Origin of the sequence: Rhizobium leguminosarum, from assembly GCF_004123835.1 — a bacterium.
GTDB classification, from domain to species: domain Bacteria; phylum Pseudomonadota; class Alphaproteobacteria; order Rhizobiales; family Rhizobiaceae; genus Rhizobium; species Rhizobium leguminosarum_M.
In genome coordinates this window covers 259,504-284,983 of record NZ_MZMU01000024.1, presented here as the reverse complement: position 1 = coordinate 284,983, position 25,480 = coordinate 259,504, and the positions used below count along the sequence as shown (strand labels likewise).

General features: G+C 61.8%; 21 protein-coding genes and 1 riboswitch. Of the genes, 17 read left to right on the top strand and 4 right to left on the bottom strand.

Annotation, left to right across the window (positions count from 1 at the left end):
- Nucleotides 1-148: 148 nt before the first annotated feature.
- From B5P46_RS31040 to B5P46_RS31020, 5 genes are all read left to right on the top strand, one after another.
- Nucleotides 149-3,421 carry a helicase-related protein gene (locus B5P46_RS31040; protein ID WP_129422073.1) on the top strand — a complete coding sequence of 1,091 codons (3,273 nt, stop codon included), beginning with the start codon at nt 149-151 and terminating at the stop codon, nt 3,419-3,421.
- Nucleotides 3,422-3,423: 2 nt separating this feature from the next.
- Nucleotides 3,424-3,828, top strand: coding sequence for an RNA-binding S4 domain-containing protein (locus tag B5P46_RS31035; protein ID WP_129422072.1), 405 nt, complete (start codon nt 3,424-3,426; stop codon nt 3,826-3,828).
- A gap of 194 nt (nt 3,829-4,022) precedes the next feature.
- Nucleotides 4,023-4,361 carry a ferredoxin FdxA gene (gene fdxA / locus B5P46_RS31030; RefSeq protein WP_003567552.1) on the top strand — a complete coding sequence of 113 codons (339 nt, stop codon included), beginning with the start codon at nt 4,023-4,025 and terminating at the stop codon, nt 4,359-4,361.
- Between the two features lie 393 nt (nt 4,362-4,754).
- Nucleotides 4,755-5,327, top strand: a complete 573-nt coding sequence (locus B5P46_RS31025; RefSeq protein WP_003543775.1) for a CarD family transcriptional regulator — start codon at nt 4,755-4,757, stop codon at nt 5,325-5,327.
- Between the two features lie 377 nt (nt 5,328-5,704).
- On the top strand, nt 5,705-6,568 hold the full coding sequence (locus B5P46_RS31020) for an RNA polymerase factor sigma-32 (RefSeq protein ID WP_012759432.1): 864 nt from the start codon (nt 5,705-5,707) through the stop codon (nt 6,566-6,568).
- A gap of 113 nt (nt 6,569-6,681) precedes the next feature.
- On the opposite strand, the gene B5P46_RS31015 is transcribed toward B5P46_RS31020, so the two are convergent.
- Nucleotides 6,682-8,226, bottom strand: coding sequence for a M48 family metalloprotease (locus tag B5P46_RS31015; protein WP_129422071.1), 1,545 nt, complete (start codon nt 8,224-8,226; stop codon nt 6,682-6,684).
- Nucleotides 8,227-8,615: 389 nt separating this feature from the next.
- Nucleotides 8,616-10,154 carry an MDR family MFS transporter gene (locus tag B5P46_RS31010; RefSeq protein WP_129422070.1) on the bottom strand — a complete coding sequence of 513 codons (1,539 nt, stop codon included), beginning with the start codon at nt 10,152-10,154 and terminating at the stop codon, nt 8,616-8,618.
- A 116-nt stretch (nt 10,155-10,270) separates the two neighbouring features.
- On the opposite strand from B5P46_RS31010, the gene B5P46_RS31005 reads away from it, so the two are divergent.
- The 4 genes from B5P46_RS31005 to B5P46_RS30990 all read left to right on the top strand — a co-directional run bounded on the left by B5P46_RS31005 (nt 10,271) and on the right by B5P46_RS30990 (nt 14,083).
- The gene (locus B5P46_RS31005) at nt 10,271-10,798 is read left to right on the top strand and encodes a MarR family winged helix-turn-helix transcriptional regulator (protein WP_026158935.1); all 528 of its coding nucleotides are present in this window, start codon (nt 10,271-10,273) and stop codon (nt 10,796-10,798) included.
- Between the two features lie 57 nt (nt 10,799-10,855).
- Nucleotides 10,856-11,512, top strand: coding sequence for a thiamine diphosphokinase (locus tag B5P46_RS31000; protein ID WP_206735435.1), 657 nt, complete (start codon nt 10,856-10,858; stop codon nt 11,510-11,512).
- Nucleotides 11,513-11,515: 3 nt separating this feature from the next.
- Nucleotides 11,516-13,333 (top strand): ABC-F family ATP-binding cassette domain-containing protein, encoded by a 1,818-nt coding sequence (locus B5P46_RS30995; protein ID WP_129422068.1) that lies wholly within the window; start codon nt 11,516-11,518, stop codon nt 13,331-13,333.
- A gap of 120 nt (nt 13,334-13,453) precedes the next feature.
- A complete protein-coding gene (locus tag B5P46_RS30990; RefSeq protein ID WP_129422067.1) occupies nt 13,454-14,083 on the top strand; it encodes a DUF5666 domain-containing protein in 630 nt (209 codons plus the stop codon).
- Nucleotides 14,084-14,155: 72 nt separating this feature from the next.
- On the opposite strand, the gene B5P46_RS30985 is transcribed toward B5P46_RS30990, so the two are convergent.
- A complete protein-coding gene (locus tag B5P46_RS30985; protein WP_206735434.1) occupies nt 14,156-16,045 on the bottom strand; it encodes an ABC transporter ATP-binding protein/permease in 1,890 nt (629 codons plus the stop codon).
- A gap of 114 nt (nt 16,046-16,159) precedes the next feature.
- Nucleotides 16,160-16,237: riboswitch (SAM riboswitch) on the top strand.
- A gap of 47 nt (nt 16,238-16,284) precedes the next feature.
- Between B5P46_RS30985 and metA the strand changes: the two genes are divergently transcribed.
- The 6 genes from metA (at nt 16,285) to B5P46_RS30955 (ending at nt 22,419) form a co-directional block, all read left to right on the top strand.
- Nucleotides 16,285-17,208, top strand: a complete 924-nt coding sequence (gene metA / locus B5P46_RS30980) for a homoserine O-acetyltransferase MetA (protein WP_129422065.1) — start codon at nt 16,285-16,287, stop codon at nt 17,206-17,208.
- A 222-nt stretch (nt 17,209-17,430) separates the two neighbouring features.
- Entirely contained in the window at nt 17,431-18,453 is a 1,023-nt protein-coding gene (locus tag B5P46_RS30975) for an aldose epimerase family protein (protein WP_129422064.1), read from the top strand.
- Nucleotides 18,454-18,616: 163 nt separating this feature from the next.
- Nucleotides 18,617-19,390, top strand: a complete 774-nt coding sequence (locus B5P46_RS30970; RefSeq protein WP_129422063.1) for a GntR family transcriptional regulator — start codon at nt 18,617-18,619, stop codon at nt 19,388-19,390.
- Complete coding sequence (locus tag B5P46_RS30965) at nt 19,387-20,418, top strand: SIS domain-containing protein (protein ID WP_129422062.1); 1,032 nt, start codon at nt 19,387-19,389, stop codon at nt 20,416-20,418. The genes B5P46_RS30970 and B5P46_RS30965 overlap by 4 nt, the downstream gene beginning before the upstream one ends.
- Nucleotides 20,418-21,569 (top strand): N-acetylglucosamine-6-phosphate deacetylase, encoded by a 1,152-nt coding sequence (gene nagA, locus B5P46_RS30960; protein ID WP_129422061.1) that lies wholly within the window; start codon nt 20,418-20,420, stop codon nt 21,567-21,569. The genes B5P46_RS30965 and nagA overlap by 1 nt, the downstream gene beginning before the upstream one ends.
- 121 nt (nt 21,570-21,690) lie before the next feature.
- Complete coding sequence (locus tag B5P46_RS30955) at nt 21,691-22,419, top strand: SIS domain-containing protein (protein ID WP_129422060.1); 729 nt, start codon at nt 21,691-21,693, stop codon at nt 22,417-22,419.
- Nucleotides 22,420-22,539: 120 nt separating this feature from the next.
- On the opposite strand, the gene efp is transcribed toward B5P46_RS30955, so the two are convergent.
- Nucleotides 22,540-23,109, bottom strand: a complete 570-nt coding sequence (efp, locus tag B5P46_RS30950; protein WP_003543742.1) for an elongation factor P — start codon at nt 23,107-23,109, stop codon at nt 22,540-22,542.
- Between the two features lie 149 nt (nt 23,110-23,258).
- On the opposite strand from efp, the gene epmA reads away from it, so the two are divergent.
- Together epmA and B5P46_RS30940 are read left to right on the top strand one after the other, a co-directional pair.
- Nucleotides 23,259-24,320: an EF-P lysine aminoacylase EpmA gene (gene epmA, locus B5P46_RS30945; RefSeq protein WP_129422059.1), complete on the top strand. Its 1,062-nt coding sequence runs from the start codon at nt 23,259-23,261 to the stop codon at nt 24,318-24,320.
- A complete protein-coding gene (locus B5P46_RS30940) occupies nt 24,317-25,369 on the top strand; it encodes a lysine-2,3-aminomutase-like protein (RefSeq protein ID WP_129422058.1) in 1,053 nt (350 codons plus the stop codon). Before epmA ends, B5P46_RS30940 begins: the two co-directional genes overlap by 4 nt.
- Nucleotides 25,370-25,480: the final 111 nt, after the last annotated feature.

The window sequence follows — 25,480 nt, the reverse complement described above, 5'->3', positions numbered from 1 at the left end:
CGTTCCGGGCGACTCGCAGAGGTCGTAATCGCCGAGCCATTTTGAAATCTGCCCTTGCGTTTGCGGCGGCAGCTGTCCATGTGTTGTCCAGCTTCCATCGAGGAGCCGAGATTTTCCTGGGGCCACCCCGCCTCATTTGCATGGACCCATGACTCTGACTTCGCAGCCGATGATTCTGAGTGGGCGCGGTGTGACCGCGGTGCTCGGGCCGACCAATACCGGCAAGACCCATTATGCCATCGAGCGCATGGTCGCGCACGGGACGGGCGTGATCGGCTTGCCGCTCCGGCTGCTGGCGCGCGAGGTCTATACGCGGGTGGTCGAGAAGGTCGGCGTGCAGAATGTGGCGCTGGTCACCGGCGAGGAAAAGATTTCGCCGCCCAATGCGCGTTTTTCCGTCTGCACCGTCGAAGCGATGCCGCGCGAAACCAGGGCCGCCTTCGTCGCGATCGACGAGGTGCAGCTCGCCGGCGATCTCGAGCGCGGCCATATCTTCACCGACCGCATCCTGCATCTGCGCGGCCGCGAGGAAACGCTGCTGCTCGGCGCGGCGACGATGCGGCCGATCCTGCAGCAGCTCCTGCCCGGCATCAATATCGTCGAGCGGCCGCGGCTTTCGCATCTTTTCTATGCCGGGCAGAAGAAGATCACTCGGCTGCCGCAGCGCTCGGCCATCGTCGCCTTCTCCGCCGACGAGGTCTATGCCATCGCCGAGCTGATCCGCCGGCAGCGCGGCGGCGCGGCGGTCGTGCTCGGCGCGCTCAGCCCGCGCACCCGCAATGCGCAGGTGGCGCTCTATCAGGCGGGCGACGTCGAATATCTGGTGGCGACCGATGCGATCGGCATGGGCCTCAACCTCGATGTCGATCACGTCGCCTTTGCCCAGGACCGGAAATTCGACGGTTACCAGTTTCGCAATCTCAATCCGGGCGAACTCGGCCAGGTCGCCGGGCGCGCCGGACGGCACGTGCGGGACGGAACCTTCGGCGTCACCGGCCAAGTCTCGCCCTTCGACGAGGAGCTGGTGCAGCGCATCGAGGGACACGAGTTCGACAACGTCAAGGTTTTGCAGTGGCGCACGACCGAGATGGACTTCTCCTCAATCGCATCGCTGCGCGCCAGCCTTGAGGCGGGACCGCGCGTGCCGGGGCTGACGCGGGCGCTGCCTGCCGTCGACCAGCAGGCGCTGGAACAGCTTTCGCGTTATCCCGAGGTCATCGATCTCGCCGACAGGCCGGCGCGCGTCGAAAAACTTTGGGAGGCTTGCGCGCTTCCCGACTATCGGCGTATCACCCCAGCACAACATGCTGATCTTATCTCGACCCTCTTTTCCGATCTCGTCCGCTATGGCACGGTGAATGAGCAGTTTCTTGCGGAGCAGGTTCATCGCTCCGATCGAACAGATGGCGAAATTGACACGCTTTCGGCGCGAATCGCGCAGATAAGGACCTGGACCTACGTTTCGAATCGGCCCGGTTGGCTTGCCGATCCGACACACTGGCAGGAAAAGACGCGGGAAATCGAAGATCGATTGTCCGACGCGTTACATGAAAGGTTGACGAAACGCTTTGTTGATCGCAGGACATCTGTGCTCATGAAGCGCCTGAGAGAGAATGCGATGCTGGAAGCTGAAATCAGTGTGAATGGCGATGTCTTCGTTGAAGGACATCATGTAGGGCAGTTGAGCGGATTCCGTTTCACGCCGGTGGCGGGAACGGACGGGCCGGATGCCAAGGCGGTTCAGGCTGCGTCGCAGAAGGCGCTCGGGCTCGAGTTCGAAGCCCGCGCGGCCCGGATGCATGCCGCCGGCAACAGCGATCTGGTGATCGGTTCGGATGGGCTGATCCGTTGGCTGGGCGATCCGGTGGCGCGGCTTTCGGGCAGCGATCATATCATGCGTCCGCGCGTGATCCTGCTCGCCGACGAGCAGTTGACGGGCAATGCCCGCGACCATGTTGCCGCCCGCATCGAGCGCTTCGTCAATCATCATATCAGCACGGTGCTGAAGCCGCTCGACGACCTGTCGCGCGCCGAGGACCTGCAGGGTCTCGCCAAGGGGCTTGCCTTCCAGCTCGTCGAGAATGTCGGGGTGCTGTTCCGCCGCGACGTGACCGAGGAGGTGAAGTCGCTGGACCAGGAGGCCCGTGCCTCCATGCGCCGCTACGGCGTGCGTTTCGGCGCCTATCATATCTTCGTTCCCGCACTTCTGAAACCGGCGCCGGCCGAGCTCATCACACTGCTCTGGGCGCTGAAGAACGACGGTCTCGACAAGCCGGGCTACGGCGATCTCATTCCTGTGCTCGCCGCCGGCCGCACCTCCGTCGTCACCGATCCGAGCTTCGAGCGGATGTTCTACAAACTCGCCGGCTTCCGTTTCCTCGGCAAGCGCGCCGTGCGCATCGACATCCTGGAACGGCTTGCCGATATCATCCGTCCGCTGCTGCAATGGAAGCCCGGTCAGAACAACCGTCCGGAGGGCGCCTATGATGGCCGCCGGTTCACGACGACGACGGCGATGCTGTCGATCCTCGGTGCGACGCTCGAGGACATGGAAGAAATCCTCAAGGGTCTCGGCTATCGCGCCGATGCCGTGAAGGCGGAAGAGGCATCGGTCCATCTTGCGGCGCAGGATGCGGCCTCAGTGCCTGCCGCCAGCGCGCAAACGCCTGCGGAAGAGACAGCCGAGAAGGCCGATCACGACGATGCCGATGGCGCCGCGGAAGAGACTGCTGCCGAGCCATCCGCAACCGAGGCGGCTTCGGCGGTTGCCGACGCGCCGGTGACGGAAGCGGTTGAAAGCCCCGCTCCGGCCGAGGCGATCGAGGCATCCGCTCCGGCGGAAGCCTCTGCTTCCGGGGAAACCTCCGCTCCTGTGGAAGCGGTATCGGCTTCCGGAGAAGCAGGATCTGCTCCTGGGGACGCCGGCGAGCCGACGGAACCGAAGCCGGTTCTTCTGTGGCGTCTTGGCGGTCGCAACGACAATCAGCGCCAGGGGCGCGGCGGACATGGCGAACGCCGTGGCGGCCAGGGCGAGCAGCGCGGTCAAAACCAGGAGCGCGGCGACCGCAATCGCCGGCCGGGCGGCGGTGAAGGCGGCGAGGGCAATCGCGGCGGCGACGGCCGCGACAACAATCGCCAGAATCGTGGCAAGGAAGGCGGCGGTCGCGATGGTGGCCGGCCGCAGCAGGCAAGAGGCGACCGCAACAACCAACCACGGGGCGACCAGCCGCGCGGCGACCGGCAGGACCGTGGCGATCGCAAGGATCGCGGCGAGCGTAACGACCGCAACGACCGCAACAACAATCGTGGCGGCTCGCAGCCGTTGCGCTTCGAGGCCAAGCCGCCGCGCAAGGAGAAGCCGATCGATCCGGATTCGCCCTTTGCCAAGCTTGCAGCTCTCAAGGAGCAGATGAAGAAGTAATCATGAGCGGGGAGACACAGCCGACAAGCGGTTCGCGCCAGCGCATCGACAAGTGGCTGTTCTTCGCGCGCATGGTGAAGTCGCGCTCGCTGGCACAGAGCCATATCCAGTCGGGCCATGTGCGCATCAACGGCGAGCGTTGCAGCCATCCAAGCCAGATGGTCAAGCCGGGCGACCGTATCGAGCTGACGCTGGAACGGCGCGATGTCGTTCTCGTCATGCGCCTTGCCGGCGAACGGCGGGGGCCTTACGAGGAGGCGCGCCTGCTCTACGACGACCAATCTCCGCCGCCCGATGAGGCAAAACGTCTCACGCCCTACGAGCAGGCGATCCGGGCCACCGGCACCGGCCGTCCGACCAAAAAGGAAAGACGTGCAATCGACAGACTGATGTCGGACGAGGATTAGAAAACTCTGTCTGCGGCGGCGGCTTTTGCAGATCGTTTATCCTTGAAATCCGGCGCCAAAGCCGATACGTCACTGACAACCTGCCGGAAGCGTGCTTGCCTCCCAAGCCTGCTCACGCTTTTCCTCCGGCACGGGGATAGGCGCGACGTTCCAGGTTGCCCGGCCCCATCCGCATGGAAATCCTGGAGTTCTTCATGACCTATGTCGTGACCGACAATTGCATCAAGTGCAAATATACCGATTGCGTGGAAGTCTGCCCTGTCGACTGCTTCTATGAGGGCGAGAATTTCCTCGTCATCCATCCCGACGAATGCATCGATTGCGGCGTCTGCGAACCTGAATGTCCCGCCGAGGCGATCAAGCCCGATACCGAGCCGGGCCTCGACAAATGGCTGAAGATCAATACCGAATATGCCACGATCTGGCCGAATATCACGGTCAAGAAGGACCCGTTGCCCGAGGCCAAGGAAATGGATGGCGAGACCGGAAAATTCGAGAAGTATTTTTCGGAGAAGCCCGGTTCCGGCGATTGAGACAGCGCGCACATTCGGCCTCCGGATTCGGGCGACCGCAGGGCGAAACGTTTTAAAAGCTGCGTGAGGCATATGGGTGACATGTGTTGCCCGCATGACTCAAGCGAAGCAAATTATTGATTTCCTCATATTTTTATGATAGGTTTCGTCTACTGTTCCATTTGTGGCATAACGCATGCCCAAAACCATCACGAAAGCAAAACAAATCCGTACACGGTTTCCGTGACATATCAACGCTTTGAGCGCCGGGTCCCAAGATCGTGCGCAAGAAGTCTTTGCTTTTGCCCGATGGGACCAGAGTGAAGTCACCCGACGGATACTACCGTCTCACCCGGGCCTGACTGACCCGGCTCCGGCCGCCGCCGGAAGCGTAACAGGGAGTTTTTGAATAGAATGACGACTCAGCAGAAAAAGCCTTCTACAGCACGTCACGGCTTCAAGACCGGTGAATCGATCGTCTACCCCGCTCATGGCGTCGGTACCATCACCGCTATCGAAGAGCAAGAAGTTGCCGGCATGAAGCTCGAACTTTTCGTTATCGATTTCGAGAAGGACAAGATGCGTCTGAAGGTTCCGGTCGCGAAGGCGATGAGCATTGGTATGCGCAAGCTTTCGGAAACGGATTTCGTCGAGCGTGCTTTGAAGGTCGTGCAGGGCAAGGCGCGCGTCAAGCGCACCATGTGGTCCCGCCGCGCCCAGGAATATGATGCCAAGATCAATTCCGGTGATCTGATTTCCATCGCTGAAGTCGTGCGCGATCTGTATCGTGCCGAGAACCAGCCTGAACAGTCCTATTCCGAGCGCCAGCTTTATGAGGCTGCGCTCGACCGCATGGCGCGCGAAATCGCCGCCGTCAACAAGATGTCGGAAACCGAAGCCGTTCGCCTCGTCGAGACCAATCTCAACAAGGGTCCGAAGCGCGGCAAGGCGATCGAAGAAGACGATTCACAGGACGAAGCCGCATAAAAGCGACCCCTGTTTTCTATCAAAAAACCCGGCCTTCGCGCCGGGTTTTTTTATTGGAACTTTTTCCCGACTCCCGCGTTTATCACACGTAATTGCGGACTGCTCGTCGGGCAACGGCCTCAACGGGCGAACTGCTATTCCGTCAATGTTCGATGAGGAGCGGATCATGCCTTTTCTAGATTGCCCATCCGGCAAAGTGAAGAAACAGGTCCAGCCCGGCCGTCTTACCGGCACATGATGAAAAATAGGGCCTCCCCCTGAAAAGTCCAGGGCGAGGCTTTTATGCATTCAGAACCCATTCAATCCGGACAGCGATGTTCCGGGATATGAGTTTTATTGTTCATTTCAGGGCGAGAGGCCTGCTTCGGGAGATCGAAATGAAGAACATGTCTGCAGATCGGCGCATGATCAAAATCGCGATGGCCGCTCCTTATCTCGCCCGTCAGGAAGAGCACGATCTCGCCACCCGTTGGAAGGATCACGACGACCGCGGCGCGCGCAACCAGATCGCCATGGCCCATATGCGCCTCGTCATATCCATGGCCGGCAAATTCCGCAATTTCGGCCTGCCGATGAGCGATCTGGTGCAGGAGGGCTATGTCGGCCTGCTCGAGGCCGCCGCCCGCTTCGAGCCGGAACGCGACGTGCGCTTTTCCACCTATGCAAGCTGGTGGATCAGGGCGTCGATCCAGGATTATATCCTGCGCAACTGGTCAATCGTGCGCGGCGGCACGAGTTCGGCGCAAAAAGCGCTGTTCTTCAATCTGCGTCGTCTGCGCGCCAAGCTCGCCAAGGGTGACACGCAGCTGACGCTGCAATCCATTCATCAGGAAATCGCCGCGGCTCTCGGCGTCAGCCTCTCGGATGTGCAGACGATGGATGCCAGGCTTTCCGGCAACGACGCCTCGCTGCAGGCGCCTTCGGTCTCCGGCGATGCCGAGAGTGCAGAGAAGATGGACTTCCTCGTCAGCGACGATCCCCTGCCGGACGAACAGGTGTCCAACATGATCGACGGCGAGCGTCGCCGCGTCTGGCTCGCCTCGGCGCTGAAACATCTCAACGAACGCGAGATGAAGATCATCAGCGCCCGGCGTCTGGCGGAAGATGGTGCCACGCTCGAAGAGCTCGGTGCCGATCTCGGCATTTCCAAGGAGCGCGTGCGTCAGATCGAAAGCCGGGCGATGGAGAAGCTTCGCAGCGCGCTCGTCAGCGCCGATCCGCATATGGCGGCCTACGCCTGATCCTAAAGCGCGTTGCGATTTAGGTCACTGTCGCAAAACCGCCGCACAGTTTTGCGCGAGATGTTTTATCCCCTCCAGCAGCACAGACTGGCCCGGCGCAAGCCGGGCCTCTTTTATTCGGCGATGATCTTGACGCGATCGCCTGTTGCAACAGCTGCACCCGTGGGCAGGGCGTTGATGAGCTTGAAGAGATCGAGCTTGCGGTCTGTGCCCATCATGCGGGCGGCGAGCGTCGAAATGTTCTCGCCCGGCCGGACGGTGACGACGCGGATGCGCAGCGGCTTCAGCGAGGCGGCCTCTGCCGGCGTCATGCGGCGGAAACTCGCGCGCAGCACATTGGCCGTTGGCTCAAGGGCGCCGCTGCCTTTCGGCACGGCAGTCAGGAAACGGAAGATCTGCGAATTGTTGCGGATCACGGTCACATCGAAATCCCAGCGGTCGGCGCTGGCGCGCGCGGTGGCTGCTTCCATGCCGTTGATGGTGATCGGCTGGATGGTCGACGGGTCGAGCCCGGTCACCCAGCCGCTGGAGATATAGTTGGTGAGGCTCTGGTTCTGATTGTCGGCGACGCCGTCGAAGCGGACGGCGATGTCGTTCGGGCCGGTGGCCATCACCGCTTCGACCTTGTTGTCGATGTGGAAATCCGGCGGCACGTCGAAACGGATGCCGAGACCGCCATGCAGGAAGGTCTGGCCGCGCACATAGCCTTCTTCCGGGCTGTCGCCGTAGAGCAGTCCGTCTATGCCGTCGAGATAATAATTGCGACCCTTGTCGCCGACCGAGCCTTCCTGGCCGAAGGCGCGGGCGTGGGTGCGGGCAAGTTCTATGCGCTGGGCCGAATTCGGATGGCTCGACAGGAAGTCAAGGCTCTGGTCGGCTTCGGGATCAACCGACATGAAGCGACTGTAAGCGGCCATCGAATCGAGGAACCTGGCGGCGGCATAGGGGTCGTAGCCGGCTTCGCCGAGCATGCGCACGCCGATGACATCGGCCTGCAGCTCCTGCTGGCGGGAGAAGGCGGCGAGCCGCAGCTTGCCGCGGGCAAGCGCCTGCTTGCCGGCGATGTCGCTGGAGAGGACCTCGGCGACGACGCGGCTGGCGATGACCTCAGCCTCTTCGCGCTTCTGCCGCTCGATGCCGTGGTTCGCGGTCACATGGCCCATTTCGTGCGATAGCACGGCGGCGACTTCCGAGGCGTCGTTGGCAAGCGCGAGCAGGCCGCGGGTAACGTAAAGATAACCGCCCGGCAGCGCGAAGGCATTGATCGCCGGCGAATTCAGGATGGTGATGCGGTAGGACTGGCTCGGGTTTTCCGACACCGCCGTCAGCGCGCCGGCGATGCGGGCGACGAGGCGCTCGGTTTTGGCGTCCTTGTATTCGCCGCCGTAGCTCGCCACGATGCGCGGATGCTCACGAGCGCCCATCGCCGCGCGGGGATCGTTCTTCTGCACCTCGTCGACGATCTGCGGATTGGAAGAAGGCGAAACACTGGGCTGATAGGATTGGTCGATCAGCGATTGACAGCCATTCAGGGCCATTGCGAGGGCCGAAAGCAGCATCATGCGACGCGCGAAGCGCCGCGGCGCGGAGATGGCATCACTGGAAAGCGCGGGCGATTTCCACGTCGTCAAGCTGTCCAGTCTGATTCTCCGCATCATGTCGCTGTTTTGCCGGTTTGCCGCAGATTCGGACCGACCGTGGCAAGGGGAACTCAACAGGTGCGCACCCCTGATCTCGCGCTGCACAATCGGCCGATACAAGTCGTTGCTGTAGCTGATTTACGCATCGGTTGCATAGCGAGACTCTGTTTAAATGTGGCGCCGTTGCATTTTAGCAAGCCTCAGGCATTAAGGCTTCCCTTCGCTCGGATGAAATTATGGCGAAAGTTCCGTCACAAAGCGGAGATTCGTCGACGGCGCGGAAAAAGAACGGCCCGATTGAAGCAACCGGCTCGATAGCAACAATCCTGCGAGAAAATTGCAACCCTTGATATGGGCATCGAGAAAAACGCCTCCTGATGACGCATTCTCTCGCAGTAACGATTCGATTATTCGGCAGCTCCCGCCGTCGTGGGTTGCGGATTCGTTATCTCGCCGGCGCGGGGCAGTTGCACGGGTTTCAGCATGATGGCTGCGGCAAGGCCGATCAGCGCAATGGCGCAGGAAGTCATGAAGAGCGGCGAGAAAGCGGCGGCATAGGTATCGGCGACGGCCTGGCGGCTCGCTTCGGGAAGGGCGGCCATCATTTTCGGCGTCAGCTGCTCGATATCGGCGACGCCGGGAATGGAGACGCCGACCTTGCCGAGCTCAGAGGCGATGATGGCGCCATAGATGGAAATGGCGATCGAGGCGCCGCCCATGCGCGACAGCGTCACCGAGCCGGTGGCGGCGCCGACGTCGCGGGCGGGTGCTGCATTCTGTACGCCGATGACGGGAACCTGCTGGGCAAGGCCGATGCCGATGCCGTGCAGCATCATGACCGCGCCGATGACGGCGATCGGCGTTCCGGCGTGGATCTGCGACATCAGCGCAAAGGCGATGGCGCTGCAGGTGAGGCTTGCGATGGCGAAGGGTTTGTAGCGCCCCGTCTTCGAGATGATGCGGCCTGCGGAAAGCGACCCGCAGACGAGGCCGCCGGTGAGAAGGATGAAGAGCAGGCCGGCGGCAGACGGCGAAAGGCCGGTCGTGGTCTGCAGGAAGAGAGCGAGATAATTGACCATCCCGATGGCGATGGCGCCGCCCATGATCGAGATCACCAGGAGCAGGCTGAAGGTCGAATTGCGAAACAGCTGCAGGGGAACGATCGGTTCGGGCGCGCGGCGCTCGACGAACACCCAGGTGACGGCGCAGACGACGCCGAACGCGACGATGCCGATACTCTCAGGCGAAATCAATGCACCAAACAGTTCGCTGCTGTCGGTGGCAAGCACGATGCTTGTCGTCGTCATGGCAAGCAGAAGCGCACCGGCATAATCGATCTTGGGGCGGCGATGCGGTTTGCGGTATGGCAGCATGAAGGCAAGGCCCGTGAGCACGATGAAGCCGATCGGCACGTTGACGAGGAAGATCGAGCGCCAGCCGAAGAGATCGCTCATCGTGCCGCCGAGCACCGGGCCGATCGCGCCCGATGCCATCAGCACGAGGCTGGAATAGCTTTGGTAGCGCGCGCGCTCGCGCGGCTCGAACAGGTCGGCGTTGACGGCGAAGATCGACACCATGATGCCGCCGCCGCCAAGGCCCTGCAGCACGCGGGCGGCGATCAGCGTATTCATCGAGACCGCAAGGCCGCAGACTGTCGATCCGACGGTGAAGATCATGATCGCCGTCATCATCACGTATTTGCGGCCGAACAGGTCGCCGAGCTTGCCGTAGAGCGGCATGACGGCGCTCAGCGACAGGAGATAGGCCGAACCGATCCAGCCGAAGCGCTCGAGATGGCCGAATTCGCCGACGATCGTCGGCAGCGCCGTGGAGACGATCTGATTATCAAGCGTCGCCATGAACATGGCGGTCATCAGGAAGAAGAAGAGGATAAGCCGGCGACGAGGATCCGTCACGAGCGGCGCAGGCGCGAGTTGCATGTCCATGGGAGGCATCGTTCCGGGTTGATGTCCTTTTATGTGCTAACAGCATATAGTTGTCAATGGCACATTAATGACATCGGCATATTCAATTTTTGAATCGGCTCTGTTATGGTCCTGTGATGAGCGACGTTCTGACCAAGACCCCTTCTGCAGAGCCGGCCGAGCCGGATCGTGAAAACGTGCCGCGTATCGGTCGGAGCATGGCGCGCATGCGGCTGATGACCGGGCGGCGGCTGATCGGCCGGCTGGCGATCCAGAGTGCTGCACCGGGCCTCGAGCTTTCGCATCTCGACGTGCTCGATGCCGTGCGCAGGGCGCAGCCTGCCGGTGAGGTCACGGTCGGCATGATCGCGGAGATGCTGCGCATCGATCCGTCACGGGCAAGCCGGGTGGTGGCCGACATGGTCGGGCGCAACGTGCTGCGCCGCGAGGCCTCGCAGGCCGATGCGCGGCGGATCGTCGTCGTCATGACCGAGGTCGGCCAGGACCTGCTTGCCGAGATCGTCGCGCAGAAGCTTGCGATCATTTCCGAGATCGTTTCCGACTGGCCACAGGAAGATGTCGAGCGCTTCGCAGCGCTTTTCGAGCGCTTCATCGGCGGCTACGAGGCGGTTTTCCTGTCGCGCGACAAGGATACGCCGGGCTGAGGCAGACGCCGGCGTTCGCCGGCCCTTCCCCTCGACCCCTCGTTTGCGCTAAGGGCAATGCCCATGAGCCAATCCACCTTCACCATTCTCCTTGGCGGCGAACTCAGCCTGACGGAGCGCCTGCGCGATGCCATCGAAGACAGCCGCTTTATTGCGGCGGATGGCGGCATGCGGCATGCGGCAGCACTCGGTACTACGCCGGAGCTCTGGGTCGGCGATTTCGATTCGACGCCGGCCGATCTCGCGGGTGCATTTCCCGATGTGCCGAAACAGCCTTATCCGGCAGCGAAGGCGGCGACGGACGGTGAAATCGCGGTGGCGGAAGCAATCGCGCGGGGTGCGCGGCGGCTCATCCTCGCCGGTGCGCTTGGCGGCGAACGTTCCGACCATGCGCTTCAGCATCTGCTGTCGGCCGTCAGCCTGGCGGAAGAGGGTTTTGACGTACTGCTGACCTCGGGCAAGGAAGAGGCGGTGCCGCTGGTTGCCGGTACGATCGAACTGGACCTTCCCAAAGGCAGCCTGTTTTCCGTGCCTGGATTCAGCGAGCTGAGAGGGCTTACCATCGAGAATGCGCGTTATCCGCTGGCAGATTTCCATCTGCCTTTCGGCTCGTCGCGCACCATTTCCAATGTTGCGGAAGGCAAGGTTCGCTTTTCGCTCCGCAGCGGCCGGGCAATTGTGCTCGCCCGGCCCTATGATCTTTCCGGAGTCTGATTTTTGGCCCCTCCCATTCTGAAACTCGACGATATCTTCCTGAGCTTTGGCGGTGCACCGCTTCTGGCCGGTGCTGGCCTGCAGATCGAGCCTGGTGACAAAATCTGTCTCGTCGGGCGTAACGGCTCGGGAAAATCGACGCTGCTGAAGATTGCCGCCGGCCTGGTCGAGGCGCAGTCCGGCGAGGTCTTCCGCCATCCGTCCTCGACGGTGCGTTATCTCGAACAGGCGCCGGATTTTGCCGGCTTCAACACTGTGCAGGCCTATGCCGAGGCCGGCCTCGGGCCGGGCGATGACCCATATCGTGTCACATATCTGTTGTCGCATCTCGGGCTGACCGGCGACGAAGACCCGAGAATGCTGTCCGGCGGCGAATCGCGGCGCGCCGCCCTTGCCCGGGTTATGGCACCGGAGCCGGACATTCTTCTGCTCGACGAACCGACCAACCATCTCGACCTGCCGACCATCGAATGGCTGGAAGGCGAGCTGCAAAAGACGCGCAGCGCCTTGGTGCTGATCTCGCACGACCGGCGTTTCCTTGAAAAAGTCTCGACGGCAACTGTCTGGCTCGACCGCGGCACCTCGCGCCGGCTCGACAGAGGCTTTGCGCATTTCGAAGCCTGGCGCGACCAGGTGCTGGAGGCCGAGGAGCTGGAGCAGCACAAGCTCGGCAAGTCGATCGAGCGCGAGGAGCACTGGCTGCGCTACGGCGTCACGGCGCGGCGCAAGCGTAACATGCGCCGTCTTGGCGAGCTGCAGACGATGCGCTCGAACTATCGCGGCCATAAGGGGCCGCAGGGCACGGTGCAGGCGACGGTTTCGGACGCGCAGGAATCCGGCAAGCTGGTTATCGAGGCCGACAAGATCACCAAGAGCTTCGGCGAGCGGGCAATCGTCACGCCGTTTTCGATCCGCGTGCATCGCGGCGACTGCATTGGTCTCGTCGGGCCGAACGGCGCCGGCAAGACGACGCTGCTGAAGATGCTGACCGGGCAGCTTTCACCCGATAGCGGCATCGTCAAGCTCGGCACCAATCTGGAGATTGCGACGCTCGATCAGAAACGCGAGGATCTCGATCCCGAGGATACGCTTGCCAATTATCTGACGGATGGGCGCGGCGAAAACCTGCTCGTCAACGGCGAGCAGCGCCATGTCACCGGCTACATGAAGGAATTTCTGTTTCAGCCGGAACAGGCGCGTACACCGATCAGAAACCTCTCCGGCGGCGAACGCGCCCGGCTGATGCTGGCGCGCATCCTTTCGCGCCCGACGAACCTGTTGATCCTCGACGAGCCGACCAACGATCTCGATATCGAAACGCTCGATCTCCTGCAGGAGATTGTCGCCGGCTTTCCCGGCACCGTCATTCTCGTCAGCCATGACCGCGATTTCCTCGACCGCACCGTGACCTCGACGATCGCACCCGCTGTGCCGGATGCGCCTGATGGTCGCTGGATCGAATATGCCGGCGGCTACTCGGACATGCTTGTACAGCGCAAGGGCGCGCTCGAGGAGCGTAAGAGGGCCGAAAAGGCGGCGGAGAAACCGAAGACGCAGCAAGCAACAGCTTCAGGCAGCTCGAAGGTCAAGCTCTCCTTCAAGCAGAAATTCGCACTGGAAAACCTGCCAAAGGAAATGGCGAAGGCCGAAGCCGAAATCGCCAAGCGCGAACAGGTGATGGCAGATCCCAATCTTTTCACGCGCGATCCAGCAACCTTCAACCGGCTTGCCGGCGAGATGGAAAAACTGCGCGCCAGCCTGACTGACATGGAAGAGGAGTGGCTGGAGCTCGAAATGCTGCGGGAAGAGCTGGAAGGCTGAGATTTTCTCAAGGCTGAAGGCTCACTTTTCCTTGATTCGTCAGTGTGTCGTCCTGCGGCATAAGGTGCCGTCCGGCAGCCGGGGATATTGCCGATCGCAATGGCGACAAGGAAAAGTCATATGACTCGCAAGCCTCATTCCCGTTTTCTCACAGCACTTACTGCCGGCAGCCTCGTGGCGCTTGCCCTGTCGCAAGCCGCACAGGCGCAGGATGCCCAGCGCATTCGTGTTCGCGGCGCAATCGAAAGCCTCAGCGGCGATACGCTCGTCGTCAAGACGCGCGAGGGCAGCGATGCGACGATCGCGCTGAAATCCGGCTGGAAGATCGGCGGCATCAAGAAAGCCTCAGTCGAGGATATCAAGCCCGGCGATTTCGTCGGTGTGGCTTCACTTCCGAAGGGCACGGGCCCGGACGGGGCGATCGAGGTGCTGATCTTTCCGGCATCGATGAAGGGAACCGGTGAGGGCAACCGTCCCTGGGATGCGCAGCCGAACAGCCAGATGACCAACGCGACCGTCAGCAATGCCGTCAAGTCCGTCGACGGCCACACGATCACCCTGACCTATCAGGGCAAGGAAAAGACCATCTCGATTGCCGATGGCACGCCGATTGTGACGTTGGCGCCTGCGACCAAGGATGATCTGAAACCCGGGGCCGGCGTCGTCGTCACCGGCGAGAAGGCGGCGGACGGCAGCATCTCGGCCAGCCAGATCGCCGTCGGCCTCAACGGCATCACGCCGCCGATGTGACCAGCGCCTCAAATCCTTGTCTTAATGCATGCCGTCATCCCAAAACCGCTCCACACTTTTGGGCGGCATGCATTAAAGCGCCGGCGCGGGCACGGCGGCAGCGCCCGCACTGGCGCTGGCGCCGGTCTGGACGGCAGGCGGCTCCTCGGATGCTGACGGCAGCGCCTGCAGATGCAGCACGCGCGGCCTCAGCGCCTCGAGATAGGCCTCGGAGCGGCCGATATAGATCATGCCGCTTTCGGGCATCGAGGTGAGCAGTTTGGCCATCGTTTCCTGTAATTCCGGCTCCATGCCTTCCAGCACTTCGTCAAAGATGATCCAGCGCGGGCGCACGAGAAGCAGCCGGGCAAATCCGATCGCTTTCTGCTGGTCGCCGTCGAGCATCTTGTCCCAGCGGGCGCGGGTATCGAGCCTTGCGATCAGCGAATGGAGACCAACCTTGTTGAGGGCCGCCTCGACGGCGGCTTTCTCGTAGGCTTCGGGACGTTCGGGAAAGGCCAGCGCCTCGCGCAGCGTGCCGCCGGGAACATAGGCAACCTGCGGAACGAAGAGCATGTCGTCGATTGGCGGCAGGCCTATCGTGCCGCTGCCGCACGGCCAGAGGCCGGCCATCGCCTGGAAGAGCAGCTTGCGATTGACGCTGTGATCGCCGTTGATCATGATCTTTTCGCCGGCCTTGATCACGACATTGGTTTCACGCAGGCGGAAACCGCCGCATTCCTCGATGTCTTCGCCGACCTTGGCGACGATCACCACATCCTTCAACGTCAGCGTGTCGGGCGCGGTGTTTTCATAGGCGATGCTGTCCTTGAGGTCGAAGTCCTCTTCCATGTCGAGCAGCGCCTGGCGGAAATCTGTGACGCGCATCAGCGTGGCGCGCCATTCGGCGATCGGGCCGAAATTGGAGACATACCAGCGCAGCGCCGTGTTGACCTGGTTGAAGGCACCGACCGACATCATCAGCTGGCCGAGGGTGAGGCCGCCGGAGAAATAGGCGGGGGCGGCAACGATGATCGGGATGACGATCACCAGCCAGCCATAGCCGGCCGAAACCCAGGTGAGATTGGTATTGGCCATGGCGAGCCGCTTGACGACTGTCAGGACCGAGCTGATATCGGTGTTGATGCGCCGACGTTCGTTCTCCTCGCCGCGGGCAACGGTAATCGCCGGCATGTTTTCATTGGCATGCATCAGCGTGAAACGAAGCTCGGCTTCTTTCGAAAAACGGTCGGCATTGAGCTTGACCAGCTTGCGGCCGACGACCTGGCTCAACACCGAGGCGGAAGCGGCATAGAAAATCGCCGCCCAGACCATGTAGCCTGGAATGGAGAAGCTATGGCCGCTGATGCGGAAGATGAAGCCGCTGGAAAGCTCCCAGAGCACGCCGATGAAGCTCACCAGGAGAATGGTCGACTGCAGCAGGCCGAGAACCAGTCCTGTCGTGCTTTCGGCGAGGTTGCGGGAATCCTCGTGCAGGCGCTGGTCCGGATTGACGCCGATCAGGCCGCTGGAGGCAAGCCGCAGCGCCCGCTTGCGCTTCAGCCACTGGTCGACGAGATCGCGTGACAAGCCTTCGCGCATATAGAGCGCCGTCATCTGGTTCAGCCAGGCCTGCAGCACGTTGAGCAGCAGCAGCGTGCCGGCGATCATCGCGAAGATTTCGAGTTGGTGGAAGAATTCGCCGAGGTCGCGGCGCTCCAGCGAGTCGTAGAAGGGAGCATTCCACTCGTTCAAAATGACCTGGCCGTAGGACGTCGCCAGGATAACGAGGATCAGCACGGTCGCCAGAAACAGCACCCTGCCACGCACTTCCGAATACCAGAATGCTGAGAACATGACGCCGAGGCGATATGTCAGGCTGAAATCATACCCTACCCTATCCTGCCTCCGGATGCCCGGCCTCCCCTCGATTTTATCTGCCATTACGCTTTTCCAAATCGCCCATACCCTTATAAATAACATGGTGGCGTTACCGGTCTATCAACAGATTCTATCAGTCATTAAAGTGTGATGATGCTTGCATGAGTCTCTCCTGCATGCTTTCGCCAGTTGATTCGCAATCCGACTGGGTCTAATTAAGGCCTCCGTGGTGATTTGGCCGGCCGGCTTGCAGCCACGTTAAAAAAGTCGCTAAAGGGCCGCGTGCGGACCGGTAGCGATTTTTTTCGCCGCCGGTTTTTGTTTTTGATCGAGTGACCGCAATGCCCATCAAGATCCCCGATACGCTGCCCGCCTTCGAAACCCTGGTTCAGGAGGGTGTGCGGGTGATGACCGAGACGTTGGCGATCCGTCAGGATATCCGACCGTTGCAGATCGGGCTGCTCAATCTCATGCCGAACAAGATCAAGACCGAACTGCAGATGGCCCGCCTCGTCGGCGCCTCGCCGCTCCAGGTGGAGCTGTCGCTCATTCGCATCGGCGGCCACAAGGCGAAGAATACGTCCGAGGATCATCTTCTAGCCTTCTACCAGACCTGGGAGGAGGTAAAGCACCGCAAGTTCGACGGCTTCATCATCACCGGGGCGCCGATCGAGCTTTTGCCCTATGAGGACGTCACCTATTGGCCGGAGATGCAGGAGATTCTCGACTGGACGGAAACGAATGTCCATTCGACGATGAACGTCTGCTGGGGCGCGATGGCGGCGGTCTATCACTTTCATGGCGTTCCGAAATACGAGCTGAAAGAGAAGGCCTTCGGCGTCTACCGTCACCGCAACCTGAAGCCTTCGTCCATCTATCTCAACGGCTTTTCCGACAATTTCGAGGTACCGGTGTCGCGCTGGACCGAAGTGCGCCGCGCCGATATCGAGAAATCCGAAAGCCTGGAGATCCTGATGGAGTCCAGCGAAATGGGCGTGTGCCTCGTGCATGAGAAAAGGGGCCGGCGGCTCTACATGTTCAACCATGTCGAATATGATTCCACCTCGCTTTCCGACGAATACTTCCGCGACGTCAATGCCGGCGTGCCGATCAGGATGCCGCACAATTATTTCCCGCATAATGATCCGGCGCTTGCGCCGCAGAACCGCTGGCGCAGCCATGCGCATCTCTTGTTCGGCAACTGGATCAACGAAATCTACCAGACGACGCCCTTTGATGTGGAAGAGATCGGCACGGATCTCTGACCGTTGCCGATCGTGCCTCGAGCCCGCTGCACCACTGCTGCGGCTTTTTCTTTCTGATCCGCCGGTTGCGGATTGAAGCAAATCCGGGCAGGTTCCTGTCCCGAAGCCTACCACACCGCGCGTCTTCGTCGGACGTGCAATGCACACTTTGAATCGCTGCAAATTCCTCAAATCGATTCCGAATTGAGGAATTTGCAGCAGAGATAGAATGGACGGTCGATCATGTCGGATAAGTTGGAGCGGGACGTTTTCGGGCAGACGAAGGCGGGCGAGACCGTCTATCGCGTCGTGATCAGGGGCGGTGGGCTGACGGCCAAGATCATAAGCTGGGGCGCGGTCATCCAGGATCTGCGCCTGGAGGGACATGACGCGCCGCTGCAGCTCGGCTTTGACGATTTCGACAGCTACCCCCTCTATTCGTCCTATTTCGGCGCGACGCCCGGCCGCTGTGCCAACCGCGTCGGCGGGGGCAGGTTTGCGCTTGACGACAAGGACTATCAGCTCGAACTGAATGAAAACGGCCTCACGCATCTGCATGGCGGCAGCGACAATATCGCCAAACGCAACTGGACGATCGTCGAGCACGACGTCGACCGCGTGGTACTGAAGATCGTCGATCCCGATGGCCGCGCCGGCTATCCCGGCAATTGCACCATCCAGGCGACTTTCTGGGTGCACGGCAATGGTGAACTGTCGATCACCTACGAATCGACCAGCGACCAGCCGACGCTCGCCAATGTCTGCCAGCACGCCTATTTCAATCTCGACGGCCGCGACGATGCGCTTGGCCATGACATCATGATTGCCGCAGATCATTATCTGCCGACCGATGAGAAGCAGGTGCCGACCGGCGAGATCCGTTCCGTCGAGGGCACGGAATTCGATTTCCGCGAGATGGCGCCGATGAAACGTTTCGTCGGCAGCGAACAAGTGTCCTACGACCATAATTTCTGCTTGTCCGCCGAGCGTACCGCCAAAAGGAGCGTCGCGCTTGCCCGCAGCCTGTATTCCGGTGTGTCGCTGGAAGTGCGCAGCACGGAGCCAGGTGTGCAGTTCTATGCCGGCTTCAAGCTCGATGTCGCGGCTCCCGGCATCGGCGGTCGCAAATACGGCCCATTCGCCGGCTTCTGCCTGGAGACGCAGGTCTGGCCGGATGCCATCAATCACCAAGGTTTTCCGAATGCGGTCCTGCGCCCCGGCGAAGTGCTGCGCCAGGAGACGGATTATATCTTCACCAAGAACTGAGCATCCTCCAGCGCCGGCGCGTTTCTAAACGCGCGGCGCTGCGGACGCACGACTGTCAAATTTGAGCGCTATGAAACCCTTCTGGTTCGCCGGCGAGGGTTTTTTCGTTCCGTGTTCGATTCTGCCTTGCCGATTGGTTCTATATAGGTTCTATTGTGTGCCCATGGATAGAACCAGTCTGATAGCGGAACTGAACAGCCGCGGCCTGCGCAACGAGGCGCTGACCGGGCCGCTCTACAAGCGGCTGGCGCAGACGCTGACCGGCCTCATTCAGGAAGGGCTGCTGAAGCCCGGCACCGCGCTGCCGGGTGAGCGCGACCTTGCCGAGGCTCTGAAGCTCGGCCGTGTCACCGTGCGCACCGCCTATCGCGATCTGATGGCATCCGGCGCACTGGAATCGCGCCACGGAAGCGGTACTTTCGTCTCGAGCAGGGTGGAACGCATGGAACAGTCGCTCTGGCGGCTTTCCTCCTTCTCCGCTGACATGCGTTCGCGCGGGCGTCTGCCGGCCGCACGGATATTGTCGCGGGCGGTCAATACGCCGTCGCCGGAGGAATCCTTCCTGCTCGGCCTCGGCGGTGACGAGCCAGTGCTGAGACTCGACCGCTTGCGCCTTGCCGACGGTCTGCCGCTGGCGATCGAGCGCGCCGTGGTGCCGATCAAGTTCCTGGGGCACGATGCCGGCGGCGAGGGATCGCTCTACGATGCGCTGACGGCCAGTGGCCACAGGCCCGTGCGCGCGCTGCAGCGGCTGACAGCGGTCACGCTCGATCCGTCCTCCGCCGCGATCCTGAACGTCAAGGCCGGCGCGCCGGCGCTTCTGATCGAACGTGTCTCGCGCCTGGAAGACCAGCGCGTCGTCGAATACACCCGCTCGCATTATCGCGGCGATGCCTATGATTTCGTTGCAGAATTGAGAATCGGAGATGACCTATGAATGACAACCAGTCGCTGATGCTGCAGGAAGCCGGCCAATCGCCCGAGGTGGTCGCCACGCTGCTCGAAAAGGAAAAGCCGGTCTTTGCCGAGATCGCCCGGCTGTTTTCGTCCGCCCGCCCGAGCGTGGTGACGACGGCGGCACGCGGCTCCTCGGACCACGCCGCCACCTTTTTCAAATATCTCTTCGAGATCACCTGCGGCGTTCCGGTCGCCTCGGTCGGCCCGTCGATCGCTTCGGTCTATGGTGCGGCGCTGCATCTGAAGGGCGGCGTCCATTTCACCGTCTCGCAGTCGGGTGCCAGCCCCGACATCGTCGCGCTGCAGGACGCGGCGAAGAAGGGCGGAGCGACGACGATCGCCGTCGTCAACGTCGCGGACAGCCCGCTTGCGAAACAGGCCGATATCGTTCTCGGCCTCAATGCTGGCGCGGAAAAGAGTGTCGCGGCGACAAAATCCTTCATCGCCTCGGTTGCAGCCCTTTCCGGGGTAACGGCTGCGATCGGCAGTGCGTCCGATCTGCAGGCCGCGCTCGGCAAGCTGCCGGAGGCGCTTTCGGCAACTGCCGGCATCGACACGGCGGCAGCCGAGGAGGTGCTCTTCAACGCGACCTCGCTCTATACCGCCGGCCGCGGCCCGGCTTTCGCGATCGCGCTCGAAGCGGCGTTGAAGGCCAAGGAGACCTCCGGCCTGCATGCCGAGGCCTTCTCGCTGGCCGAACTGATGCATGGTCCGATGCGCCTGGTGCAGCCGGGCTTCCCGATCGTCGCCTTTGCGCCCGACGATGCGGCCTTCGCCAACAATGTCCAGGCGCTGGAACGCCTGCAGAAACTCGGCGCCACCACCGTCGGCTTCGCGGCGCAGCCGCTCGCCGGTGTCCATCTGCGCGTGCCGACGACGGGCAGCGGCCTCGTCGATCCGCTGGTATCGCTGCTCGTCTATTACCGGCTGATCGAGTCCGTGACGCGCCGCAAGGGCTTCGATCCCGACAAGCCGGCAAACCTGCTCAAGGTGACGGAGACGGTCTGATGGCCCGCAAGATCTTCCTCGGCGCCCGCATCTTCGATGGCGAGCGTTTCCATGACGAGAAAGCCCTCATCGTTGCCGATGGCCGCGTCGAAGCGATCGTCGCGAGAAACGACCTGCCGCACGGCGAGGTGGTGACGCTTGCCGGCGGAGTTCTGTCGGCCGGTTTCATCGACGCACAGGTCAATGGCGGCGCCGGGCGGATGCTGAACGACGAGCCTTCTGTCGCCTCGATGGACATGATCGCCGGCGGGCACCGGCCCTATGGCACGACGTCGCTGCTGCCGACGCTGATCACCGATACATCAGAGGCCTCCATTGCCGCGATCGAGGCGGCCAAGGAGGCAGTGAAAGCGAACCGCGGCGTCGCCGGCCTGCATCTCGAAGGTCCGCATCTGGCGCCTGCGAGGAAGGGCGCGCATCTGGCCGAACTGATGCGGCCGGTGGAGGATCGCGACGTCAAGGCTTTCATCCGGGCGCGCGAGGCGATCGGCACGCTGCTCGTGACCATGGCCGCCGAGCAGGTGACGGTTGCCCAGGTGCGCGAGCTTGCGGAAGCAGGCGTCACCATCAGCATCGGCCATTCCGATTGTTCGAGCGAGGCGGCGGAAGAACGTTTCGATGCCGGCGCGCGGGGCGTCACGCATCTCTTCAACGCCATGAGCCAGTTGGGACACCGTGCGCCCGGCCTCGTCGGCGCGGCGATCGATCATCCCTCGACCTGGTGCGGCATCATCGCCGATGGCCATCACGTCGATCCGAAGGCCCTGCGCACGGCGCTGCGCGCCAAACGCGGCGAAGGCAAGCTGTTTTTCGTCACCGACGCGATGTCACTCGTCGGGTCGGAGAAGGATTCGTTCACGCTGAACGGGCGCACCGTCCGGCGCGAAAGGGGCGGCTTCTGCTCGAAGCTGGTGCTTTCCGACGGCACGCTGGCCGGTTCCGATGTCGACATGATCTCGACGATCCGTTACGGCGTCACCTATCTCGACCTGACGCTCGCCGAGGCTTTGCGCATGGCGAGCCTTTATCCGGCCCGGTTCCTCCGGCTTGCCGATCGCGGCCATCTCTCGCCGGGTACGCGTGCCGATCTCGTGCATCTCACCGATGCGCTTGCCGTCACCGCCACCTGGCTCAGCGGCGAAGCGGCCTGAACGCTAAGGCGCGTCGCGATCTTTGAGATTCGCTCTTCGCGCTTTAGATCTTTGTTTTTACGCATGTCGTTATCGCAAAACCGCGGCACACTTTTGCGCGACATGCTCTAGGAGAAATGGGATGACCGACATTACCGATGCCTATTTCTCCAACCTCATCGGCCGGCTGGAGGAACTGAAGCGGACGCTTGCCCGGCCGATGGCGCAGGCAGCAGCCGTCATCCTCGATGCTGCCCGCGGCGACAAGCGTGTCTATGTCTTCGGCACCGGCCATTCGCATATGCTGGCCGAAGAGGTGCACTATCGTGCCGGCGGGCTCGCCTTCACCGTGCCGGTGCTCGTCGGCTCGGCCATGCTGCATGAGGGCGCGGTCATCAGTTCGGTTTATGAGCGCACGCAGGGCCTGGTGCGGCCGATGCTGGAGCGTTACGGCATGCAGCCGGGCGATGTCATCATCATCGCTTCCAATTCGGGTGTGAACGCCGCGCCGATCGAGGCCGCCGACTATGCGCGCGAAATCGGCGCAAAGGTGATTGCCATCACTTCGATCGCCTATTCCTCAGCGATCGCCAATGGCCGCCGGCGGCTCGCCGATGTGGCCGATGTGGTGCTCGACAACGGGCTGCCACCGGGTGACGCCGTTGTCGATCTCGAAGGCACGGGGCTTCGGGTTGGGCCAGTCTCGACGGCGGTCGGGGTGACGGTCATCAATGCGATCTTCGCCGAAGTCGCCTCGGAGCTTTCGAAATCCGGCGATGCGCCAATTTATCTCAGCGCCAACATGCCGGGCGCTGCCGAGATCAACCAGAAGCTCGTCAAGAAATACCGGCCGCGCAACCCGCATCTCTAGAGCATGATGCCGAAAAGTGTGAGCGGTTTTCGGACGACATCATGCTCTAACTATTTCATTTAGAACAGGATACAAAAAAGGCCGGCGTGAGCCGGCCTCTTCGGTAGGCTGAAACCAGGATCAGTCCTTGGCGCGTTCAACGTAGGAATTGTCTTCCGTCGCGATGACGACGCGGGTGCCGGCATTGATGTGCGGCGGCACCATGGCGCGCACGCCGTTCGACAAAATCGCCGGCTTGTAGGAGGACGATGCCGTCTGGCCCTTGACGACCGGTTCCGTCTCCATGATTTCGAGCGTGACGTGGCGCGGCAGTTGGAGCGCCAGCGCAATGCCCTCGTGCATCGAGAGGATGCAGGACATGCCTTCCTGCAGATAAGCCTTGTCGTCACCCATCGTGTCGACATCGACGACGACCTGATCGTAGCTCGCCGGGTTCATGAAGTGGAAGCCTTCGCCGTCTTCATAGAGAAACTGGAAGGAGACGTCTTCGACGAAGGCGCGCTCGACCTGTTCGGTGGTGCGCCAACGCTCTGAAACCTTCACGCCGTCGACGATGCGGCGCATGTCGACCTGGGTGACCGGCGTGCCCTTGCCCGGATGAAAGTTCTGGGCGGTGAGAACGACATAGAGCTTGCCGTCGACATCGAGAACGTTGCCCTTGCGGACCGAAGAGGCGATGACCTTGACCATAAGACTTCCTTGTAACTCGGCTTTCGGCGTCGTAGATGACTGTCGAGACGACCCCGAAGACGCAAATGTTTTTCTTTGGGGCGCAACTAACCTAAAATCCGGGAAATAGCCACCCCCCATACCGGTCTCTCCGGCGAAGAAAGCTTGGAATGAACTCTTCGGCGAAAGCGTCCCCCTGGTGGACCCCGTCCGTACATGCCGACCGCCGTCCGTTCCTGATCGGACGCAATGCGATCCAGGCGGCGTTGCGCGGGTTTTTCGCGCGCGAGGATTTCATCGAGGTGGATACGGCGGTGCTGCAGATCTCTCCCGGCAATGAGGCGCATCTGCATGCCTTCGCCACGGAAGCACTGACGACGGATGGGCAAAAGGCGCCGTTTTACCTGCACACCTCGCCGGAGTTTGCCTGCAAGAAGCTGCTTGCGGCGGGCGAGGAGCGCATCTCGTGTTTTGCCCATGTCTATCGCAACCGCGAGCGCGGGCCGCTGCATCATCCTGAGTTCACCATGCTCGAATGGTATCGGGCCGGCGAAAGCTACGAGAGCCTGATGATGGATTGCGTGCGGCTTCTGGCGCTGGCGGCCGAAACGGTAAAGACGGGGAAGCTTGCCTATCGCGGCGCCGAGAGCGATCCTTTCGCCGGGCCGGAGCGGATCAGTGTTGCCGAAGCGTTCGAGCGTCATGCCGGCATCGATCTTCTCGCCTCGGTCGCCGCTGACGGTTCGACCGATCGCGACCATCTGGCGGCCGAGCTCAGGCGCGTTGGCATGCGTGTTGCCGATGATGACGGCTGGGCCGATCTCTTCAGCCGGGTGCTGGTCGAAAAGATCGAACCGCGTCTCGGTTTCGGCCGCATTACCATCCTCGACGAATATCCGATCTCGGAGGCTGCACTTGCGCGTCCCTCGGCACGCGACCCCAGGGTCGCCGAGCGTTTCGAACTCTATGCCTGCGGCGTCGAGCTTGCGAATGGCTTCGGCGAACTCACCAACGCTGTCGAACAGCGGCGACGGTTCGAGATCGAGATGGCCGAGAAGGCGCGGGTCTACGGCGAGACCTATCCGATCGACGAGGATTTCCTCGCCGCGCTGTCGCTGATGCCTGACGCAAGCGGTATCGCGCTCGGCTTCGACCGGCTGGTAATGCTGGCGACGGGAGCATCGCGCATCGACCAGGTGCTCTGGGCACCGGTTGCGGAGGTTGGAAGATGAATGTCGTCAAACCGATCAAGAGCGTCGACAATCTCGTGAAGGCCGGGCTGGTCGCGTCTGCCGATCGCGCAACGCTCGAAGAGGTTGCAGCGCGTTACGCGATCGCATTGACGCCCGTCATCAGCAAGCTCATCGACCGCACCGATCCCAATGATCCGATCGCTCGGCAATTCGTGCCTGATGCAGCCGAACTCACGATCGCCCAGGAAGAACGCGCCGATCCGATCGGCGATCATGCCCACAGCCCCGTCGAAGGCATCGTTCATCGTTATCCCGATCGTGTGTTGCTCAAGGCCGTGCATGTCTGCCCGGTCTATTGCCGCTTCTGCTTCCGGCGCGAAATGGTTGGGCCGCAGGGCCTCGGCACGCTCGATGCGGCGGCGATGCAGGCAGCTTTCGATTATATCCGCGGTCATGAGGAGATCTGGGAGGTCATCCTCACCGGCGGCGATCCGCTGGTGCTTTCGCCGCGCCGGCTCCACGAGATCATGGAGGCGCTTGCCGGCATCGCGCATGTGAAGATCATCAGGTTTCACACGCGTGTTCCGGTCGTCGATCCAGAGAAGATCGATGAGTCGCTGATCGCCGCGCTGAAGGCGAGCGGGAAGACGGTCTATGTGGCGCTGCACGCCAACCATTTCAGCGAACTGACGCCGGAAGCGCGGGCCGCCTGCGGCCGCCTCGTCGATGCCGGCATCGCCATGGTCAGCCAGTCGGTGCTGCTCAAGGGTGTCAACGACGATCCCGACGTGCTCGCGAAGCTGATGAAGGCCTTCGTCGAAATCCGCGTCAAACCCTATTACCTGCATCATCCTGATCTGGCGCCCGGCACCGGCCATTTCAGAGTGACGATCGAGGAGGGGCAGGAGATCGTCGCGGCGCTGCGCGGGCGGATTTCCGGGCTCTGCCAGCCGGCTTACATCCTCGATATCCCAGGCGGTCACGGCAAGGCCGTCATCAGCGGAAGCGCGATCCGGGCGACAGGCGACGGATGTTATTCCGTCAGCGATTATCGCGGTGGCGAGCATTCCTATCCGCCCAGCGATTAAGACAAAACGCGGCGTTTTGCGTGTCATTTCTGTACTCGCCACGCCAGAAAATAGAGCGTGTCGCAGCTTCGAAATTATCTTAAGTCATTGATATTAAACGGTGTTTACGAC

What these genes read in the sequence shown, in the direction of transcription:
- B5P46_RS31040 (WP_129422073.1), top strand. Translation starts at nt 149, where the DNA reads ATGACTCTGACTTCGCAGCCGATGATTCTGAGTGGGCGCGGTGTGACC.
- B5P46_RS31035 (WP_129422072.1), top strand. Translation starts at nt 3,424, where the DNA reads ATGAGCGGGGAGACACAGCCGACAAGCGGTTCGCGCCAGCGCATCGAC.
- fdxA (WP_003567552.1), top strand. Translation starts at nt 4,023, where the DNA reads ATGACCTATGTCGTGACCGACAATTGCATCAAGTGCAAATATACCGAT.
- B5P46_RS31025 (WP_003543775.1), top strand. Translation starts at nt 4,755, where the DNA reads ATGACGACTCAGCAGAAAAAGCCTTCTACAGCACGTCACGGCTTCAAG.
- B5P46_RS31020 (WP_012759432.1), top strand. Translation starts at nt 5,705, where the DNA reads ATGAAGAACATGTCTGCAGATCGGCGCATGATCAAAATCGCGATGGCC.
- B5P46_RS31015 (WP_129422071.1), bottom strand. Translation starts at nt 8,226, where the DNA reads ATGATGCGGAGAATCAGACTGGACAGCTTGACGACGTGGAAATCGCCC.
- B5P46_RS31010 (WP_129422070.1), bottom strand. Translation starts at nt 10,154, where the DNA reads ATGGACATGCAACTCGCGCCTGCGCCGCTCGTGACGGATCCTCGTCGC.
- B5P46_RS31005 (WP_026158935.1), top strand. Translation starts at nt 10,271, where the DNA reads ATGAGCGACGTTCTGACCAAGACCCCTTCTGCAGAGCCGGCCGAGCCG.
- B5P46_RS31000 (WP_206735435.1), top strand. Translation starts at nt 10,856, where the DNA reads ATGCCCATGAGCCAATCCACCTTCACCATTCTCCTTGGCGGCGAACTC.
- B5P46_RS30990 (WP_129422067.1), top strand. Translation starts at nt 13,454, where the DNA reads ATGACTCGCAAGCCTCATTCCCGTTTTCTCACAGCACTTACTGCCGGC.
- B5P46_RS30985 (WP_206735434.1), bottom strand. Translation starts at nt 16,045, where the DNA reads ATGTTATTTATAAGGGTATGGGCGATTTGGAAAAGCGTAATGGCAGAT.
- metA (WP_129422065.1), top strand. Translation starts at nt 16,285, where the DNA reads ATGCCCATCAAGATCCCCGATACGCTGCCCGCCTTCGAAACCCTGGTT.
- B5P46_RS30975 (WP_129422064.1), top strand. Translation starts at nt 17,431, where the DNA reads ATGTCGGATAAGTTGGAGCGGGACGTTTTCGGGCAGACGAAGGCGGGC.
- B5P46_RS30970 (WP_129422063.1), top strand. Translation starts at nt 18,617, where the DNA reads ATGGATAGAACCAGTCTGATAGCGGAACTGAACAGCCGCGGCCTGCGC.
- B5P46_RS30965 (WP_129422062.1), top strand. Translation starts at nt 19,387, where the DNA reads ATGAATGACAACCAGTCGCTGATGCTGCAGGAAGCCGGCCAATCGCCC.
- nagA (WP_129422061.1), top strand. Translation starts at nt 20,418, where the DNA reads ATGGCCCGCAAGATCTTCCTCGGCGCCCGCATCTTCGATGGCGAGCGT.
- B5P46_RS30955 (WP_129422060.1), top strand. Translation starts at nt 21,691, where the DNA reads ATGACCGACATTACCGATGCCTATTTCTCCAACCTCATCGGCCGGCTG.
- efp (WP_003543742.1), bottom strand. Translation starts at nt 23,109, where the DNA reads ATGGTCAAGGTCATCGCCTCTTCGGTCCGCAAGGGCAACGTTCTCGAT.
- epmA (WP_129422059.1), top strand. Translation starts at nt 23,259, where the DNA reads ATGAACTCTTCGGCGAAAGCGTCCCCCTGGTGGACCCCGTCCGTACAT.
- B5P46_RS30940 (WP_129422058.1), top strand. Translation starts at nt 24,317, where the DNA reads ATGAATGTCGTCAAACCGATCAAGAGCGTCGACAATCTCGTGAAGGCC.